At 70.4% G+C, this 16115-nt stretch carries 14 protein-coding genes; 5 read left to right on the forward strand and 9 right to left on the reverse strand.

The features are described 5' to 3' along the window. Positions 1 to 415: 415 nt before the first annotated feature. Genes ACG83_RS24795 through ACG83_RS24820 form a run of 6 tightly spaced genes read right to left on the reverse strand, consistent with a single transcriptional unit; the run spans position 416 to position 9213 of the window. On the reverse strand, positions 416 to 2506 hold the full coding sequence (locus ACG83_RS24795; RefSeq protein WP_369812920.1) for a type IV secretory system conjugative DNA transfer family protein: 2091 nt from the start codon (positions 2504 to 2506) through the stop codon (positions 416 to 418). Positions 2507 to 2541: 35 nt separating this feature from the next. Continuing rightward, a complete protein-coding gene (locus ACG83_RS24800; RefSeq protein WP_054568687.1) occupies positions 2542 to 4428 on the reverse strand; it encodes a VirB4 family type IV secretion system protein in 1887 nt (628 codons plus the stop codon). Next, complete coding sequence (locus ACG83_RS24805) at positions 4425 to 5720, reverse strand: PrgI family protein (protein WP_054568688.1); 1296 nt, start codon at positions 5718 to 5720, stop codon at positions 4425 to 4427. The genes ACG83_RS24800 and ACG83_RS24805 overlap by 4 nt, the downstream gene beginning before the upstream one ends. Next, the gene (locus tag ACG83_RS24810; RefSeq protein WP_235498163.1) at positions 5717 to 7924 is read right to left on the reverse strand and encodes a hypothetical protein; all 2208 of its coding nucleotides are present in this window, start codon (positions 7922 to 7924) and stop codon (positions 5717 to 5719) included. The genes ACG83_RS24805 and ACG83_RS24810 overlap by 4 nt, the downstream gene beginning before the upstream one ends. 3 nt (positions 7925 to 7927) lie before the next feature. Then, the gene (locus ACG83_RS24815; protein WP_054568689.1) at positions 7928 to 8347 is read right to left on the reverse strand and encodes a pilin; all 420 of its coding nucleotides are present in this window, start codon (positions 8345 to 8347) and stop codon (positions 7928 to 7930) included. Beyond that, entirely contained in the window at positions 8344 to 9213 is an 870-nt protein-coding gene (locus tag ACG83_RS24820) for a hypothetical protein (protein ID WP_235498164.1), read from the reverse strand. The genes ACG83_RS24815 and ACG83_RS24820 overlap by 4 nt, the downstream gene beginning before the upstream one ends. A 501-nt stretch (positions 9214 to 9714) precedes the next feature. Between ACG83_RS24820 and ACG83_RS24825 the strand changes: the two genes are divergently transcribed. From ACG83_RS24825 to ACG83_RS24840, 5 genes are all read left to right on the forward strand, one after another. Next, a complete protein-coding gene (locus ACG83_RS24825) occupies positions 9715 to 10443 on the forward strand; it encodes a hypothetical protein (RefSeq protein WP_054568690.1) in 729 nt (242 codons plus the stop codon). A gap of 135 nt (positions 10444 to 10578) precedes the next feature. Then, on the forward strand, positions 10579 to 11253 hold the full coding sequence (locus tag ACG83_RS24830; RefSeq protein WP_235498165.1) for an SAM-dependent methyltransferase: 675 nt from the start codon (positions 10579 to 10581) through the stop codon (positions 11251 to 11253). A gap of 74 nt (positions 11254 to 11327) precedes the next feature. After that, positions 11328 to 12017, forward strand: a complete 690-nt coding sequence (locus ACG83_RS24835) for a recombinase family protein (RefSeq protein ID WP_054568691.1) — start codon at positions 11328 to 11330, stop codon at positions 12015 to 12017. Positions 12018 to 12428: 411 nt separating this feature from the next. After that, positions 12429 to 12614, forward strand: coding sequence for a helix-turn-helix domain-containing protein (locus ACG83_RS42800; RefSeq protein WP_083473540.1), 186 nt, complete (start codon positions 12429 to 12431; stop codon positions 12612 to 12614). Next, complete coding sequence (locus tag ACG83_RS24840; protein WP_054568692.1) at positions 12611 to 13846, forward strand: site-specific integrase; 1236 nt, start codon at positions 12611 to 12613, stop codon at positions 13844 to 13846. The genes ACG83_RS42800 and ACG83_RS24840 overlap by 4 nt, the downstream gene beginning before the upstream one ends. Before the next feature lie 66 nt (positions 13847 to 13912). Here the strand turns inward: ACG83_RS24840 and ACG83_RS24845 are convergent, their stop codons facing one another. Genes ACG83_RS24845 through ACG83_RS24855 form a run of 3 tightly spaced genes read right to left on the reverse strand, consistent with a single transcriptional unit; the run spans position 13913 to position 15977 of the window. Further along, the gene (locus ACG83_RS24845; RefSeq protein WP_054568693.1) at positions 13913 to 15340 is read right to left on the reverse strand and encodes a ThiF family adenylyltransferase; all 1428 of its coding nucleotides are present in this window, start codon (positions 15338 to 15340) and stop codon (positions 13913 to 13915) included. Next, positions 15322 to 15645 (reverse strand): hypothetical protein, encoded by a 324-nt coding sequence (locus tag ACG83_RS24850; protein ID WP_235498166.1) that lies wholly within the window; start codon positions 15643 to 15645, stop codon positions 15322 to 15324. The genes ACG83_RS24845 and ACG83_RS24850 overlap by 19 nt, the downstream gene beginning before the upstream one ends. Positions 15646 to 15704: 59 nt before the next feature. Continuing rightward, a complete protein-coding gene (locus ACG83_RS24855) occupies positions 15705 to 15977 on the reverse strand; it encodes a multiubiquitin domain-containing protein (protein WP_054568695.1) in 273 nt (90 codons plus the stop codon). Positions 15978 to 16115 lie beyond the last annotated feature (138 nt).

Here is a 16115-nt window from a genome sequence, read left to right on the forward strand (position 1 = left end):
CACCGGTTGACGGAGGAGGTGCCCGACTCTTCCCCGGCAGCATCGCCAGTGGTACGCCGCAGGCATTCCCACTGGCCTCCTTCCCGTCGAAGCAGACACGGTTACGGAGTTGACCATCCACAGTTGATCGCGACGGTCACGCGCTGCATCCCAGCCCATATCCACCAGGTTGGAGCTGGTTCCTCGCTTACGGGGCTTCATACGCCGGTTCCTCTCGTACACCTTTCCGTCTCGCTTGCCGGACCCGGCCTGTCTGGTAGTTCCAGGCCGTCCCGTCGTTGTCAGGACTGCTCCCGCCCTCACCGGCGTTTCCCGGATCGGACTGTCCTCAGCTTCACCAGCCAGCTGCGACTGGCTGGCGGTGGGTCCTTTCACCCCACCCGGTGTTGCGGTCATCAGCGGCTACCTGCCGCTCTCAGACCTGCAGCGCTTCGTGGCGCACCGCCTCGTCCAAGTAAAGGCTGGCGTCCGGGCGTTTTCCCTGGGGCATGCGGGCGCGCCGGGTGGTGGCCTGCCAGACGGCGGACACGACGATGGAGCCCATGAGCGCGGCGGTCTCGACCCCGAGGGCGTCTTGGGCGATGCGGACCAGGCAGACACCGCCGTCGTTGAGCACGGCATCCATGTCGACGGTGGAGGGACCAGCGGCGATCGCTGCGCGCACGAACGGCCGTAGGAGGAACCCGCGGAGTTTGTTCATCAGCGGGGCGACGGCGTGTGCCTGCGCGGGTTCGGAGAGCGCTTCGTACCACTGCCAGAAGCCGTCCAGGATGTCGTTGCCGTCGCCCTTTTTGATCTCGCCGACGAGGCGCTGCCGGTAGGCGCCGTCGGTCAGGAGCCGGGGTAGCTGGGTCAGGACGGGGACTTCGGGTTGCGCGGCGAGGGTGAGCAGGCCGGCGCGGAAGATGTCGTCGGTCCGTGGGCCCCAGGACTCGTGGTAGACGCGGGAGAAGATGGAGACCAGGTTGTCGACGGCGCGGGTCCGGTCGGGCTGGTCCAGCGGGTTGAGGCATGGCGGCCGGCTGGACGACTCGGCGTCGAACAGGACGAGGCGGTCGAGGGCGTCGAGGGGATAGCGGGCGAGGATGTCGATGATCTGGTCGCCCTTCGGGTCGACGTTGACCACGCCTCGGCGTACGGCGATGTCGTCCAGGGTCATGCGGGCGAGGAGTTCGGACTTGCCGGAGCCGGTGGCGCCGAGGATGTGCAGGTGGTGTCGGGCGTCGGGGACCCGCAGGCCGACGGGCCGCGTGTGCCCGGCGTCGGTCCGCCCGATCGGGCGGACGTTCGGGCCCGGACCGGCGACGCCGGGCGGTGGGGCGACCGCTTTCGCGCCGGCGCGTTGGAGGCCGGGAGTTGCCTCGTCCACTGGCAGGTGCGCCAGCGCGCCGAGTTCGGCGACCGAGAGCAGGTCGCCGTGGCCGAACTGCCGGCTGGCGAGGACGGGCAGCGGATGGCGCAGCCGGACACGGCGGTAGTAGTTGTGTTCGCCGTAGGCCGCGAACGCCGACGCGATCGCGTGCGCCCGGCCGCGTAGCTGGCTGGTCACCTGGGCGGTGGTGGTCTCGTCGGTCTGTTCGTCGAGGATCGCGGCGATGGCGTACCGGACTCGGACTTCGTACGGGGCGCCCCGTTGCTTGGTGACGATGGCGCGGTCTTCCGCGGACTGCGCCAGCGACCTCTGTGGGTCGGCCTTCACAGTGCTGATGGCTGTCCGGCGGCGCTGCCGGGTGCGGCCGGCGTGGGGGGTGAGCAGGTCCAGCAGCCCACCGATCAGGTGTGCGGAGCCGCCGGTGCGCAGGCGCCGGGCGGCCTGGCGGGATCGGGCGACCCGGCGGCCGGTGACGGGGCGGGCCAGGATCTGCACGGCTGCCCGCTGGGTGCGCGCCAGTCCGCCGGGCGCGGCGAGCAGCGCGCGGATCGGATCGACATCATGATCCGTACGGATTGGTAGCGCCTCCGGCCGGCCCAGGCACAGTTCCCCGCCGGCGGCCAGCAGCCGCCGGCCGAGCCGGGCGACGACGGGCAGCGGCGCTCGGGCGGGGGTGGTGCGGGTGTGGGCACCGGGCCAGGCCGCTTCGACGGCCCGCTCCACGAAGCCCTCGGGCACCACGCCGGGGACCCAGATCTGGATGCGGACTCCGTCGGCGTCAAACAGGTACTCCCACACGAGGTGCGGCTGGCCGACCAGCCGTCGCCAGGATGGGCGCAGCAGGCCGAGCAGGTTCGCCCACAGCGCGCTCGCGCCGGCCGGGTCGACGGTGGGTGGGGCCAGCACGGTGACGAGGCGGGCGCCGGTGGTGAGGCGTTGCTGGTAGTGGCGGCGCATCCGCCGCCGCAGGGTGAGTAGGCCGGTGGCGGTAATGGCGAGCAGCGGGCCGGCGACGGGTCCCCAGACCGGTGCCCACGCCCGCAGCTGGTCCAGTAGTGCGGGGAGGATGCTCCAGGGGTCGTAGGGGGCGGTCGATGCTGACGGCGTGGTGGCTGCCGCGGCGAACAGGTCCATGGTCACGATCTCCGTGCGGCTACAGACGGTGGTGGTCAGGCGGGGTCGAGGTAGATCTGGCCGTCGGGATCGACCGGGTCGTCTGATATGGCGAGATCGAAGAAGCCGTCGTCGGTCCCATCGGTCTCTGCCGTAAGTTCGGCCGGGTTTGTTGTGATCAGGGCGTGCTCGACTCCGGAGGCGAGGGCCTGGAACGCGACCCGCTGTGCCCCGGCCGCGAGGAGTCCTTGTCCGCGGTCGGCGGAGAGCAGGAACTGCCGTTCGCCCTGAGACAGGTCGAACACGGCGGTGATCTCGTCGATGGCCTGGGGTGCCTGCCGTAGCAGGATTTGGGTGGCGGCGTTCGTGACGATCGCCCGGCCGAGATCGGTGGCCAGTACGTCGGCCGTGTCCTGGGTGGCGACGGTGAGCCCGGCCCAGTACTTCCGGGAGGACTTCGCCATGCGGAACAGGAAGTCCGCGCCGGCGGGTTGGCGCATGAGCAGCCACGCCTCGTCGACCACGACCAGGCGTGGCCTGCGGTCGGCGGGGTTGGACACCCGCCGCCAAATCGCGTCGAGGACGAGCAGGGTGCCGATGGCTTTGAGTTCGTCGGGCAGGTCGCGTAGCGAGTAGACGACGAGATGGCCGTCGCCGGGCGCGCTGGTGGGGCCGTCGAACAGGCCGGAGAACGCACCCTGTGTGAAGGGATGTAGCCCGGCGGCGAGCGTCCCCGCCGCCGGGTCGCTGGAGCTGGCCAGGGTCGCGGCCAGGTCGGTCAGCAGCGGCGCCGGACGGTTCCAGCTCCGTGGGTCGGAGCTGATTCCGGCCACCTGGTAGGTGGCGGTGATTGCCGTGTCGAGGGCTGCGCGTTCGGCCGCCGTCATGTCTCCGACCAGCACGGAGATCGCGGTGTGCAGGAACAGGCTGCGGCGCACCAGCGCGTCGCGGGGTGCGGTCCGTCGGCCGTCGGGGGTGGTTTGGATCGGGAGGTCGAACGGGTTGATCCGGACCCCGTCGCCGCCGAGGTGCAGGTAGCTGCCGCCGACCGCGCCGGCGAGGCGGGCGTACTCGTCCTCGGGGTCGACTACGTGCGCTTCGACGCCGCGGTACAGCGAGCGCAGGAGTTCGAGTTTGACCAGATAGCTCTTGCCTGCGCCGGAGCGGCCGAGGATAACCGAGTTGTGGTTGTCGATGTCGCCGAACCGGTCCCAGTAGACCAGCCCGTTGCTGGCGACGTTCAGGCCGTAGAACACGCCGGTCGGGGCGAGGGACGTCGGGTCGGTGGGCGGCAGATCCGGGCTGGTGAACGGGAACGCCGCGGACAGGGCGGCGGTGTCGAAGGTGCGCCGCATCCGTACCTGGTCCAGCCCGAGGGGGAGGGTGCTGACCCAGCCCTGGAGGGAGCGGTAGCTGACCGGTTTGGCGTCGAGCAGCAGGCTGGCGGCCAGTGCGCGGACGGCGGCGACCTCGTCGGCCAGTTCGGCTTCGCTGCCCGCGTGGACGGTCAGGTACAGGCCGAATCTGAAGAGTTTGCCTTCGCCGCGGGCGACGCGGGCGGACAGGTCGTAGGCGTCCTCGGTCGCGGCTTCGACCTGCGGGTCGACCAGCCGGCCGTACTCGTCACCGAGCTGCCGGCCCGATTCGAGTTTCGAGAGCTGGCGGCGGAGCCGGTTCGCCGAGGTGACCGGGTCGATCGGCTCGACATGTGCGGCGACGTCGACCCGGCCCGGGTAGGTCAGGAGCGGGGCGAGCCAGCCGGCGTGGACCTCGCGGGGATAGCCGGTGATCGCCATCGTGGCCAGGAAGTCCCCGCCCACGTCCAGATGGCGGGGCGCGATCGACAGCGCGTCCGGACCGAACGCCGCCGCGGCGGCATCCACCGACGCTGGCGACGGACAGAGGGCCTGAGCCTGGGCCTGGCGCCGGGTTCGTCTACTCATCGGCGGTGTCCTCTCCGGGCGGTGGGTCGTGCGGGCCGTCGGGAGCTGTCGTCGGAACCGCCGGCGGGCGGGCGCGGGGCGGGCGGGTCCCAGAAGTCGGGGTCGTCGGAGTCGTCGAACGGGTCGTCGTAGCCGGGGTCGGCTGCCGGGTCCGGGGCGTCGAACCCGTCGTCTTCCGGAAAGCCGTCGTCGGCGGGGTGGGACTGGTACGGGTAGCTGCCGGCAGGCTCGGGGAGGTCGGCGGTGATGACCTCGTCGGGGGCGGCGAGCGCGGCCGGTGGTACCAGGCCGGCGGGGTTGCAGGCGGCGGCCAGCACGCTGGTCGCGGTGCCGGCGTCCAGCGGCGTGACGATGATCCCGGCAGGGGCGAGCAGGTCGGTGGCCTCGCCGAGGCGGCGGGCGAGCCGGGTATGCGCGGCACGGCGCGCGGCTGCTCCGGCGCGGCGGGCGTCGCGGGCCGCCGCCCGCCGACCCGTCCACACGGCCAGCCCGGACGCTCCCCCGAGCCCGTCAACCGGACCAGCGGCGGCGAGCGGTTCACGCAGAACCAGCAGCACCTGGCGGGTCAGCAGCTGCATCTCGTCCGCGAGCTGCGCCAGGTAGGTGGCGTGTTCACGGGCCGCGCGCGCGAGCGCCGGATGGGGCATCTGCTCGGCGGCGTCGTCGAGCAGATGGATCTGGCCGGACAGGTCCGCAGGCATGGCCCGCACCAGGATCTGCACCGGCGCGGTGAGGGAGTGCAGGTAGCGGGCGAACACGGCGACCAGCCCGTCCTGCTCGCCCAGGGTGCGTAGTGCGAAGTTCACCGTGCTCGCGACCGCGACGACCGCCAGCCCGTCCGCACCGAGGTCGATCACCCCGACCCCGGCCTGGCCGGTGACGGTGCGGGCCGGCAGCCGCAGTGGCGCCGCACTCTGCCCGCCGGCGGCAGATCTCCGTTCATTGGGGCCGCCGGTGGTGGCGCGGGCGGCCAGCCACGACGGGGGCGGGATCACCCCTTCGGGGGCGTTGATCCGATGCCGCGGGCTGGTGCGCTGGCGGACAGCGGCGACCAGCAGCCGATCCAGCGACAGCCCGTCACGCTGGCCCAGGACGAGGACACCGGCGCCCACGGCGACCGGCACCGCGAGCAGGACGAACACCGGCAGCGGCAGCAGGGCCCGGGTTCCGGCCCAGGCCAGGTAGAGCACGATGCCGGTGAGCGTGAGGATCAGGACCTGGCGGGCGGTCAGGTTCGCCACGATCCGGTCCTCACGATCAACATCGGCGGGAATCACTACCGGATGTGTCATCGCGGCTGATCACTTCCGTTCCGGGGGTGGCGGGGGCGGTGGGGCATGTGCGGCAGCAGCTGCTGCCGGTAGCGCGGCGGGACCGGCCGCGCCGGGGAACTCGGACGCGACGCCGGCGGAGCAGGGGCCGGGCGGGCGGGGCGTGGGGTGCGGTGCAGGCCCTCCAGCGGGAGGGCGTACTGGCCGGTGCGGTCCGGGCGGATGCCCCGGTAGGGGTCGAATGGGAGCTCCGGCTGCCGGGCCCGCGGCGGTGCTGGCCGAGACGGTCCCGGCCGGCCGGGACCAGACCGACGGCCCGCACCAGCCCGTGCTGATGCCGAGGCCGGACGCCGCACGGGCTGTAGGGCCGCGGTCGGAGAGCGGGGCTGGTCCACCTCGAACGGCAGCAGCAGCTGACCGTCCCGGCCCACCCACGCACCGCCGCCGTGGGGTAGATACCGCCCGCCCGGGGCGACGGCCTGACCGAACGGGATGGTCAACTGGCGGTGCCGCGGCCGGCCCCGGCCCGCCGGACCCGCCGGCCGGGCCGGGCGGGGCACACCCCGGGCCGTTCCCGGGCGACGAACCCGAGGCACCTGGGTCAGCGGGAGCATCAACTGCCCGGTGGCGGTGGCCCCGACATGCGCGTAGGGGCTGGGCGATCCGCCCCCTCGCCCCCCGCCCGGACCACCACGCCGGGGCCGCCCCCGGCCACCACCTCCGCGGCCACCGCTTCCACGTCCGCCGCGGCCTCGGCTGGTCCGCTCGCCCGCGCGCCCGGCGCCGCCGCGTCCAAATCGGCCACCGAGCATGCCCAGCGCCCGGCCCATGACGTAGGCGCGCACGACCCGGCCAAGAATGCCGCCACCACCGTGGCCGATCCTCGGCATCAACCAGAACGGAATCTTGAACAGGAAATAGATCAGGGTAATCGCGGCGAGCAGGTTAACGACCCCGTCCGGCGTCGGGCCGAACATGGTGAACCCGCCCGGAGTGAAGAACACCTTGAACGAGGCGATCAGGACGAACGACTGGGCGATCTGGATACCCAGGCAGCCGAAGAACGCCCGCCACCACCAGAACGCCACCTTCTCAGTCAGCGGATGTCCATGCCCCGCCAACGCCAGCGGCGCCGCACCGATAAGTGCCACCTCGATGACGACCCGGGCGATATAGGTACACAGCAGCGCCACGACCGATCCGGCGAGGAACAGGCCGAGGAAGATGACGAAGATGCTCTTCCCGACACCACCGGGTGTCGGCACGATCGCCGCCAGGATGATGGTCTTCAGCTGCTCGGCGGCGGCGTCCGGGTCCAGACCGTCGCTCAGGATCGCGCCGGGTAGCACGTTCGCGATCTGGATGGCTTTCGTCGCCAGGAACTGCGACAGCCCGGCGGCGAGGAAACCGATCGGGATCCGCGGCAGGACTTCTTTGATCGAGATACGGGACTGGACCGTGCCCAGCGCCATGACCGTGATCCCACCGAACATGATCAGCGTTCCGTAGGCGGTGGCGCTGATCGCCCACGACGTCGACCACAGTTCCCCGATCGCGGGAAGCTCCGACGGTTCCGGCGTCGTCAACAACGTGCGGCCGAGCAGGTCCAGCAGAGGATTCAGCGCGGCGGTCACCAAGGCGCGGAAAAACGCGGTGATAGCGCCGTTGATCGCGTCGGTGATCCACCCGACGATCCCGCCGCCGTCACCGCTGGTTTCCGGTGCCGCCGGGGTCGTCTGCGGTGTCGGCGTCGGTGGCGGCGGTACCTCCGCGGCGGTGGAGCAGTCCGCCGTGTCGGCCGGGCACGGTTCGGCGGGAGCACCGGCGCCGCCGCTATCGGTGTCAGTGTTGGTGTCGTCGGGCGGGGTGTCCGGAGTGTCGGGCGCGGGCGTGGCACCTCCGTCTGAGGGAGCTGGTGTCGCCGGCGCTTCCTGGCCCGGTGGAACCGGGGAAGGTCCAGGCTGCGCGTTCGGGGTCGGACCGGTGGGGGTGGGCGTGTCGGTGGACGGCGCGGTCGCGGGGACCGGCGGTGCGGGAGCCGCGAAGGCCACCGCGGGAAGCACGACCACCAGCAGCAGGGCGAACGCCGCCGTCCCGGCCAGCAGCGCCCCTCGGCCCCATCCACGGTCGCGAAGCCGAGGAACGCTCACCTGGCGGCGCGTCTGGGCAGGCGGCATGCCCGGGGTACCGGAGGACTGGACGCGGCGGCGGGAGGCGGCGGTCACGGCCTAGCCCCCGACGATCTGCTTGAGGACCCCGACGACGACCGGTGCGAGCGCGGTCAGCCCGTAGCCCCAGCCAGCGTTGCGGAACGCGTCCTTGGCCTTACCGACCTCGCTCGGCTCCCCGTTGGAGATCAGGTAGCGCACGCCCCCGACGCTCAGGAACGTCGTCGCCAGCAGCGCCAGAATCCCCATGATCCAGTTGCGGACGTTGGTCAGGACCGTGTCCAGATCGGGTGCCACCGGCACCGCCGGCACCAGTGGTGCTCCTGGAGGCACCGATGGTGACGGTGACACCGCGAACGCCGCCACGCCGCCGGCCAGGACGAACACGCCCACGACAGCGACGAGCAGGACCGCCCGACGCCATCCGACCCGCCGGGCCGAATGCAGTGGGTGGCCCTGGGTTGGCAGGATCGGGTTCATGCGGACACCCCCGTGACCGCCAACACCGCTGCCGGATGGGGCACCGTGGCAGGGGCCGCGCTGCCGGCCAGCGGGCCGGGCGGCCGGGACGGCGGCTCGCCCTCGCTCGCCTGCGGCCCGCGGCCGGTGAGGTGGGCGAGCAGACGCTGTTCAGCCCGGTCGCGCAGCCGGTAGGCGGTGCGTACCGGGGTGGCATGGCGGGCGGCCCAGGCGGGGACCGAGACGTCGCCGAGCCGGGTCGCCGCGACGAGGGCGGCCTCGGTCTCGGTCAGGACCCCGTCCGCGACCGTGACCGCGAGGACCTCATACGGACTGTCCGCCTGGGTCTGGGCAACGGTGCGGGTGAGGAACAGGCCCGGGTCGGGATGGGGGATTTCCAGGGACTGGGTGATCAGGTCCAGACCGGCGCGGTAGGCGGCCCAGCGCAGCCGCACCGCGATCCGCGGCAGATCCAGTCGGATCGTGGCCAGCGCGGTGAGGAAGCCGGTCAGGACCTCGGCCTGCACGTCGGCCGGGTCAACGTCGCTGTGCTCACCGAGCAAGGAAGCCACCGCCCGCAGTGCTGGCAGCGCCATCCCGGCGGCGCCGACCGTCCATGCGTCCCCACGGGCGCGGGCGCGGCGGATCACCGTCTTCCAGGCGGCGTCGCTGGTGGCCTGCGGGCAGGCACGGGCCAAGAGCCGGTCGCGCAGCTCGTCCAGCGGCACCAGCCGGTCCGGCAGGTCTGGCACGCGCGTGCCGTCCAGAGCGAGCGGGTCAGGGTCGGTGACCAGGAGCGCGAAGCAGTCCCGCAAGGTTGCCAGAGGCAATGCCGGCGCGTTCGCGCCAGCGGTTCGTACGGGAAGGGAGGACGTTTCGTCGGGCATTGTTCGCCGTCCTTCGGGTGTCGCGGAATTCGGCCAGCTCTAAGGACGCCACATCAAAGACAGCGAAAAGACAGCGCGATCTCCCAGCGAATGCACAGAAAAGATCGCTGTGCATTTAGAGCAGTCACAGCGGGATCATGCAAGCCGATCCCCCAACCCCAGCCGCGCTGCGTGCCAGCAGTTGACCAGGACCCGACAGTGAGCCTCTGACCTGCGATGCTGTAACGCCGCCAGCTTCCGACTGGTGATCGCTGGCACGTGCCCAGCGATCACCAGTCGGACCTCGCCGGAACCAGCGAGAAAAATCTTGAAAAAATTTTCGGGCCACTCGCCGGGGCGCCGCCAGCGGGATGACAGCGATCAATAGTCCGACCGGACTAAACCATGCACAGCGGGAAAAATCTTGGAAAAAATCGTGGGGGTGGTGGCAAAAAACGGCACAGCAGCCGGTCTCCTTTTACGACCACGAAAACACGCCCGTCGTGAAAGGCAGGACCACCAGTGCCCACCCCGTCCGACACCGACCGCACCACCTTGCCGGTCGTCCCGGCGGGCCGGCCGGCCACCGTTTGGCCGTGCCCGCCAGCCACACCCGACCAGACTCCGGCCGCCTGGCTCCCGGCCGCCGTCGAACGTCTCGTCGTCACCGTCAGCCGGCCCGACGACCCGGTCCTGCTGCTGACCGAGCCGCCTCTGTCGCAGACCGGCCGGCTGGCCGCGCCCGGCGACGAAGAGCTGGGCGAGGAACTCGCCGACTGTGCCGGGACCGTCTCCCGACTCGGCCGGCGCGTCCAGGCCCGGACCGCGCCCGCCGACGCGTCGCCACGATGGGCCGGGTCCGGCTCCGGACTGGGCCCTGTGGCCGGTCCCGGTCCAGACCCCGACCGCCCTCTGCTGGTCGTCACGGCCGTGGAACCGACCCGACTCAGCTGGTTCACCCGGATCGACTGGGGCGGTCTGCTAGCCGACGGCGGGACGCTCGCCGTCGTCAGCCGCTGCGACAGCTTCGGCGGCTGGCTGATCGACCCAACCGTCGAACTGGCCCTCGCGGCGGACCGCAGCAGTCTCGCGCTCCTCGACCGGATCGTCCTGCTGGAGATCCCTCTGAGCCAGCTCAACAGGCCCGCCACGCCCATCCCCGCCGGGGTGGTCGCCCAGCGGGTGCACTCCGACCTGCTGCTGTTCACGCCCGTACACGCGCCGGTGCCACCGCCGCGGGACGCAGTCTGATGACCAGCGAGGTCGAGACGTGGCGCTGCGGCCCACGGTGGGCGACGGTCTGGCCGACCGGCCGGCACACCATCACCACCCCGTCAGACTGACGGGCCCACAGCCGGGCCGGTTTCCTCGCACGGGGACGCGACCGTGCCAGCGGCAGTCGCTGCCCACGCGATCGCGGTCTACAGCCGGCCCAGGGACACAGTGTGCGACCCGGACTGCGGGCCGGGAGCCGTCGTGACCGAGGCCGTGCACGCCCACCGCCACGCCATTGGCATCACCACCGGCCCCGACCGGTGGGAGGCCGCCCGTGCCGCGCTCACCCTGGCGAAGGCCCGTGGTGCCCGCGGCGACGGGATGATCCTCGACCGGCTGCCCGACCGCGAGTCCTGGGCCGGACTCGGACCGGTCGACCTGCTCCTGACCGCCTTCGGACCGACCGACCCCGCCGAGTCGGCCGGTCCGACTAGGGACTGGTTGCGCGAACGGCTGACCACCTACCGGGGTCTGCTCCAGCCCGACGGGCACCTCGTCGTCATCGCCGCCTACCGCGTCGGCGACGGGATGGACCTGGCCAGCCACGTCGCCGTCGCCGGCCGGGACACCGGCTGGCGCCCCGTGCAGCGCGCCGTCGCGCTCACCGCAGTCCCCTACATGCGGGACCTCAGCACGGACCGGCCGGCATCCCGTGCACGGGCCTACCCGGTCCACCAGGACGTGATCGTCTTCCGCCTCGACGGTCGGCGAGCGCAGCATCCGCGACCGCCGGACCCGCCGCCAGCGCGCGCCGCCTTCGACGCCTCGCCCCACTCGGCCGACTAGACCACCCCTCCGCTGGCCGGGGCGGGGTGTGTTCACCCCGCCGCGGCCGGCTCTCGCTCTGGCTGGAGCCCCGCATGTCCGATCTGCTGCCCATCCCCGCGCTGCCGCCTGCCCTGCGGACGCCGGCCGGCCGGCCCGGCTGGTGGTGGCGCCTGACCCACCGCCGCGCTGCCCGTGCCGCGCGGCGGGCACTTCTTCTCGCGGAGCATCACGCCTGGACCACCGAACTCGCCCGCGCCGCTCAGATCGACCTGGTCCGCGCCGGCTTCCACCTCGGCCCCGTCCCCCTCGGCTACCGCCCCCGCCGCGTCACCGAAGTCGGCACCGATGGGCGGGTCCGCCAGGGCATCCGTCTTGTCGTCGCCCCCGGCCCCGCCTACATCATCGGGACGATCTACCAGTGGCGTGTCGAGGACGAACTCAGCCCCCGCGCCATCGCTACCCGCCTCCGCGCCGTCCACAACGACCGTCTCGTACCGCTGGTCAACGCCACCACCAAGCGACCGTGGCAGCTGACCTCCACCAACGTCGCCCGCGTTCTGGCGAACCCCGTCTACACCGGCGCCACCGTCTGGGGCCGCACCCACGCCGGCCAGCCCGTCCCACCCGACAAGTGGATCGTCTGCCCGCACGCCCACCAGCCGATCATCGACGGCCGCACCTTCTTCCGCGCACAACTCCTCACCACCCCCGAAACCGCGATCATCAGCCCGCACCTGCCGCCCTGGGAGTTCCCCGATTCTGGCGCCGCTGGCCGCGGATAGACCACCGCTTCGATTGAGCTGATCTATATCCCGCAGGAGAAGAAGCAGCGTCGATGAGTGCGCCTGAAGCACCACGGCCCGACGCTCGTAGCGGAGGCCCGGCCGGCACGTCAGGTGGATTTCCAGAATCTCGGGCAGCGCCACCTTGCCGCGCGATAGAGATAGCCGCGGCGGCGTCGCGGCAAGGAGAACAGCTCCTTACAGCAGTGGACGTTTCCCGCAAAAAGTCCTACTGTGGAAATCCGAACGGACGTTGAGGCGACGACGAAAAGTTCGCGCCAGTACGTGTAGCGCACACTCTCAGAGGCGTCGTTAAGCCTGGAAGCATGGGCCAAGCTCTACGACGTCCACACTCGTGGCTTTCTCTGAGACCTCGATACTGCTTCTTCTTCCTCCTACGTGGAGGAATCCGTGGAGAAGCTTCTTCTGACGACCGATGAAGCCGCCGAGACCCTTGGCATAGGGCGTTCCACCCTTTACGACCTGATCCGTTCAGGGAAACTGCGAACCGTCAAGATCGGCCGCCGACGTCTCGTTCCTGCTGCCGCACTAGCGGACGCCATCAACACTCTCCTCGAAGAAAGCGAGCCCCCGTGACCAAGGAACCCGACAACAAGAGGACCCGCCGGGCCAACGGACAAGGATCCATCTACCAGGGAAAGAACGGCCTGTGGGTCGGCGCCGCCTACGTGCTGATGCCCGACGGGACACGTGAGCGCCGTCGGCTGTACGGCAAGACCCAGGAGGACGTCCGCGCGAAGCTGACCGCGGCGCAGGCCCGCTCCGACCAGGGCATCCCCGCGGACGCTACTGGGTGGACCATGGCGCGATTCCTCACCTACTGGCTCACGGAGATCGCCGGCCCCGCCTGCCGGCCCCGCACCCTCCAGGGCTACGAGGTCATCGTGCGCACCTACCTCGTGCCGCACCTCGGGAAGAAGCGGCTGAACAAGCTCAACGGGGCCGACGTACGGCTGTTCCTCAAGCGCGTGGAGAACACCTGCCTGTGCTGCCAGCATGGATACGACACCCGCCGCCCGGCCAAACAGCAGCGGTGCTGTGCCGTCGGCCGGTGCTGCCACCGCGTCCCGTCGAAGCGTCTACTCCAGCAGGTCCACAGCGTCCTGCGCAACGCTCTCGGCGCCGCGGTCCGGGAGGAACTGATCAGCCGGAACGTCGCCAAGCTCGTCAAGATGTCCGGGCCCTCGTACACCATCCATCGAGGCCTGAACATCGATCAGTCCAAGCACCTGCTCAAGGCCGCAGCCGACGACCGGCTCCACGCGCTCTACGTCCTCGCGCTCTACTACGGGCTGCGCAGGGGCGAGCTGCTCGGTCTGCGCTGGGAAGACATTGACGTTGACGCGCAGACCCTCACCGTGCGGCACTCCCTGCAGCGGATCAACGGCGAGCTACGGGTGGTGGCGCCCAAGACCCGCACCTCCGAACGGACCCTTCCGCTGATCGGCATTGTCGCGACCGCCCTGCAGGACCACCGGCGTCGCCAGAACGACGAACGTGCGCTCGCGAGCCGCGACTGGGTGGACAGCGGCTTCGTGTTCACAACCTACATCGGCACCCCGGTCTCCCCGGACAACCTGCACCGAAGTTGGAAGCCTCTCGCGGCCCAGGTCGGTCTCGACGGCGTGCGGCTGCACGATCTCCGCCACACCTGCGTGACCCTGCTCCTCGACGCGGGAGTCCCCCCGCACATCGTCCGCGACATCGCCGGCCACTCCGCAATCGACGTCACCATGACGATCTACGCGCACGTATCCCTCGACGAAAAGCGGGCAGCGCTCAGCAAACTGGGCGACCGGCTGGGATGAAGTCCCTTCGGCAGATACTTGTCGTTCTCGGATCGGCGGAACCGCGCAACCTAGTTGCCGGATCGGTCAAATAGGTAGACGGTTAGGAGTCAACTCCTTCTGTTCCCGCTGGACCAGCCCATCCAGGGTGTCGTCGCCCTTCCCCAGGTCGCCCGTTGTCGTGCAGAACCGGCAGCTGGCAGACTGCCTTCCTGTTTGGAGAAGGCGGTCGCGGCTCTGTGGTTGGTGCAGGACGGAGGCGGCCTCGGCGTTATGGTGGTGGAGTCGGACGGCGGCGAACATGAAATGGTTCGCCGCCTCGCCGGCAGCAAGGGTGTTCAAAGTAATGACGCTGGCGGCTGGTACTTCCGGGACATACTGTGCAGCCTCCCGCTCGCCTTGAGGGTGCATGTCGATGGCGAGTTGCGTCGGATTGATCAGCTCGTCGCACCAGAGGCAACCTGCCCCGGGAAGAAGAATCCGGGTCGCTGTGTGGATGTCGCCGATCCTTCCGTCGACTCCGACCGGAATTTTGACCCCGAGCTGGGTTGCTGGGATGTGGTACTGGTGGACGACCTGGTTGACCCAGTGGCGGGCAGAGTGGCTGTCTGCGGCGAGGAAGATCCAGTCGCAGGTCGTCAGCGCGGCACGGGAGTCTGGGTGCTCGACGCGCTTGTCGATGAGGGTCAGCCGCATTGCAGGATTCGCGCGGCGGGCGTTACGAGCGGCAAGGTCGATCTTGCGCTTGCCGACGTCGTCTGGCTCGGCGGCGACGAGGCGTGGGAGGTTCGTCTTGTCGACGCGGTCGTCGTCGATAAGGATCAGCTCGCCGACTCCGAGCCGGGTGAGCAGCTCGGTGATGATGCTCCCCGCTCCGCCGAGGCCGACCACGGCAACCCGCAGCCGCGTGAAGGTCAGCTGCCCAGCGGACCCGAACAGCAGCGACTGCCGGTGCCAGTGCTGGTCCGCATCAGCGGTCTCCGCAGGTCTCGGCCGGAGCCGGATGATGTTGTTGCCCAGAACAACCGTCTCGGCCAAGGCTACCCTGGTCCCGTCGGGGAGCCAAAGGTCGCCGGCGGCGGCTCGGGGCGTGACGACGAGTCCGCCGACCAGCTGGCCGGTGATCTGACGCAGGGCGGGATAGCCCCTTTCGTGACTGGCGAGGTCGGTGGGCGAGAAGCCGACCGATCCTGGGTAGAGCATGTCGTCATGGTTGTGGACCGCGAGGTAGGCGAGGTTCTCGTCACGAGCGCGGAGCGCCTGGTCACGGACGAACGTGGCGTCGAGCGCCCGGTAACCCGTGGTGCCTTCGACATAGCCGACGCCGTCCTCGGCCAGGATGACGTCGCGTGCGAGCAGCCGGGGTCCTCGCGGGCCGTCGGCGTAGCCGGCGAGGATGACCGCGCCGTGCTCCTCGCCATCCCTGAAGAGGTGGCTGGCCAGGGTAGACCAGAGCCCAGGAGGGATCGTCAGGCTCCACCCCACTGCCGGCGGGTTTACCGCGATGCGAGCCACAGCAGCACCTTCTCGGCCTTGAGCGCCGCATTGTCGATCGCGGGGTTCCATTGCTTGGAGCTGCGTGAGATCTGAATGGCCGGCCGGTCGTGCCATGTGGTGAGGGTGATGGCCTCGCCGAGGGCTTGGCCGTCGGCTCGCGAGAGACGGCCGGCGTAGTGCGGATATACATCCGATGCCGGGTACGCCGCGTTGATGTGGAAACCGAGCCAGGTCACGGATGGGTCATAGGTCGATCCAACATCGACTTGTTCGACGATCACGTCGGCGCCGCCGGCGCCGTCCGGGATGACCTCCACCAGCACGCCGGCGAAGTGCGCCCGAACGGCGTCGACAGCCTCCGCGACCGCCGCGGAGAATGCCGTCACGAGTTGTCGTCCGGCGCCACGGCGATGAACTCCAGCTTCGGATGCACCTTGACCAGGTCACTGTCGCCGACGACCTGGTAGTGCTGCCCGTGCCGCACCGACAGCTGGAAGCCAACCTCGATCGCGACCCCCTGCTTGATCGCCTCTTTCTTGATCTCCAGCCCGGTCATCTCCTTGTCGGGCAGTTCGACCGGCTGCCGGTTCACCGTCACCGGGATCCGCGGTGGACGGCGCGCGGCTTCGGCCACTGCCGTCGGCGTAGTCGTCATATCATTCCTCCCTATTAGGCCTGCCACATTGCAAGGCGGGCGAGAAGTATCGTGTACTCCAGTACCTGCTTTTCACCCAGGGAAGACGCGGAACCTCGCACGGATCGTCCAGCTGGAAATCCGGGGGCTGGCAGACAT

The sequence above is a fragment of the Frankia sp. R43 genome (assembly GCF_001306465.1).
In the GTDB taxonomy this organism is placed as follows: Bacteria; Actinomycetota; Actinomycetes; order Frankiales; family Frankiaceae; genus Parafrankia; species Parafrankia irregularis.